Annotated in this window: 5 protein-coding genes; 1 reads left to right on the forward strand and 4 read right to left on the reverse strand. The window is 39.2% G+C overall.

The features are described from left to right. Positions 1-152: 152 nt before the first annotated feature. Positions 153-428, reverse strand: coding sequence for a hypothetical protein (locus tag UF06_RS12385; protein WP_045570721.1), 276 nt, complete (start codon positions 426-428; stop codon positions 153-155). 347 nt (positions 429-775) lie between these two features. Here UF06_RS12385 and UF06_RS12390 point away from each other — a divergent pair, with 347 nt between their 5' ends. Then, positions 776-1,240 (forward strand): hypothetical protein, encoded by a 465-nt coding sequence (locus UF06_RS12390; RefSeq protein ID WP_045570722.1) that lies wholly within the window; start codon positions 776-778, stop codon positions 1,238-1,240. 72 nt (positions 1,241-1,312) lie between these two features. Here UF06_RS12390 and UF06_RS12395 read toward each other — a convergent pair whose 3' ends face one another. From UF06_RS12395 to UF06_RS12400, 3 genes are read right to left on the reverse strand one after another with little or no spacing between them, the layout of a single operon-like run. Next, positions 1,313-1,588 carry a hypothetical protein gene (locus tag UF06_RS12395; protein WP_045570721.1) on the reverse strand — a complete coding sequence of 92 codons (276 nt, stop codon included), beginning with the start codon at positions 1,586-1,588 and terminating at the stop codon, positions 1,313-1,315. A 24-nt stretch (positions 1,589-1,612) separates the two neighbouring features. Then, positions 1,613-1,747 carry a DUF3265 domain-containing protein gene (locus UF06_RS24480; RefSeq protein ID WP_242402014.1) on the reverse strand — a complete coding sequence of 45 codons (135 nt, stop codon included), beginning with the start codon at positions 1,745-1,747 and terminating at the stop codon, positions 1,613-1,615. Further along, positions 1,748-2,194, reverse strand: coding sequence for a GNAT family N-acetyltransferase (locus UF06_RS12400; RefSeq protein ID WP_038940626.1), 447 nt, complete (start codon positions 2,192-2,194; stop codon positions 1,748-1,750). Between the last annotated feature and the right edge of the window lie 144 nt (positions 2,195-2,338).

The following is a 2,338-nucleotide window of genomic DNA, read 5'->3' on the forward strand; positions in this document are numbered from 1 at the left end:
TATTCGTCTTATCCTGCTTTATTTTTAACAGTATAAGATCACGTCAAGATCGCTAATTCAATCTATTTCTAAAAATTTTATCCCGAAATTCGATAAAAAGGTGCGTCAATAACATGCGCGAACCCTGGGTGTTAGGTGTTGTTCCTTTAAATTTATGCTAGAACGGAGCTAGTTTGTATCACACCATTAGCATCATAAATCACATGACTATTCGGTTTGATTAAACTCGAATCCCTCTCAATCCAAGACTTCACTCTATTTTGGACTGACTGTTTGCTAGTTGCATCCGCAATGCTTGATGGGAAGGAAAAATCATAATCAGCACTTCTGAACTCAAAGTGTCTGCGACCGCTCACAACCTCAAATTCACATTCAAACTTCTCTGTCAAAACCTCAACAATGTATTGTTCAACTTGCTTAATGTCCATAAGTTACTCCTTTTGCGAAGCAACCTAACGCCCAATTAAGGTGTGAAGCACGCACTACCAAAGCTACCGCATACCAGCTTAATCACTTGAACCAACGCATAGTAAAAATGCTACGCGTGCTGAATCACTCTTAAATTGTTTGTTAGGTAGCAGTGTCTAAGTTTTAGTGTGATTCTCACCGCACTACTATCCGATTTTTGTGATTCTCAGTCGCTTGCTCGACCAAAATCACAGTTGCATAATAGCCATAAATCAATAACTTATGCACCATTAATCACACGACAAGCCTCACATTTTGAGGTGAAGTTATAAGGATATAGAGATATATGATTATTGGTGTATAAACTATGACAGAATCAGCACGTAATAAAACCAAACGTAAGCTCATAAATAACATTAAAGACATTAAGCCAACACATCAGACAGCGATATTTTATAACAACTTTGATGAAGCCATTGAGTTCAATGATTTGATGCAGAAGATTAAAAAACCTGTCAGTGCTGCATTCAAAAGTATCACTATGATTTGGGTGTTGAGATTAAAACATCAGCCTAACTATGGTGTGGTCGGTTACATTCAAATTCTCACCACTGCCGAACTTGATTTGAAATCGCTTAACAAAGTGCTCGCAAAATACACATGTGAGAACCAAATTAGAACAAAGCAACGTCCATTTGACCGAGAAAAATATACAGACACAGTATCAGAGCAAAGGCTTGCCAATTTAGCCGCCTATTTAGGCTCAGAAACAAGCCCAAGGCGATATGCCATAACTAACAAGCCACAAATTAATAAAAACGCTCAAAATTGATTACAGAGCGATTAATGAGAATCATTATCAAAGGAACAAGGGTATCAGGTGTTAGGTGTTGTTCCTTTAAATTTATGCTAGAACGGAGCTAGTTTGTATCACACCATTAGCATCATAAATCACATGACTATTCGGTTTGATTAAACTCGAATCCCTCTCAATCCAAGACTTCACTCTATTTTGGACTGACTGTTTGCTAGTTGCATCCGCAATGCTTGATGGGAAGGAAAAATCATAATCAGCACTTCTGAACTCAAAGTGTCTGCGACCGCTCACAACCTCAAATTCACATTCAAACTTCTCTGTCAAAACCTCAACAATGTATTGTTCAACTTGCTTAATGTCCATAAGTTACTCCTTTTGCGAAGCAACCTAACGCTGCGTTAAGGGGTGAATGCCGCCTAAACCAAGTTTCCGCAGACCATTTTCACCACCAAAACTCACCGCATAGCAAAAATGCCACGCGGCATGAATCCCTCTTAAACGCCTTGTTATGAACGTGGTTATCTAGCACAACTTTCTGTACAAATACGAGCTACCTGACGGATATTGAATTCTTTGTACCTTTTGAAAGCCACTCTTTTCATAGAACCTTTGAACTTCAACACTAAAGGTTGGTGTCTCTAACTCAATATACATACCAGTTCTAACCTGATTTATCAGGAAATTGAGTGCATTCCCCCCTAAACCTTGACGTTGAAAGTTCGGATCTACAAATAGCCTAATCAGGCTTAAATTTTCTTCCGAAAGCGAATAGTAAAATCCGCCAACAACGTTACTTGAACTTTTAATGACAAAGTAAGAATAACGTTCCAGACATTGAGTTTGATACTCGTGGCTATCGAAACCTGGAGGACCAGAACCGCATTGTTTGCGATCGTTCTCAAAAGCTGAAACTTGAATCTCCACTAACTTTTCAATGTCGTCTATGGTCGCTCTTTCGATCATATACATAGATTAACCTTGTAGTTCATAACGCCCGGTTAAGGGGCAGCCAACGCCATTACCAAGCTTCCGCATAACACCGTAACCACAAAAACCAACGCATGATAAAAATACCGCGCGTTGGCTGTCCCTCTTGAACCGTTTGTTATGCTT

The sequence above is a fragment of the Vibrio sp. S234-5 genome (assembly GCF_000960595.1).
Taxonomy (GTDB): domain Bacteria; phylum Pseudomonadota; class Gammaproteobacteria; order Enterobacterales; family Vibrionaceae; genus Vibrio.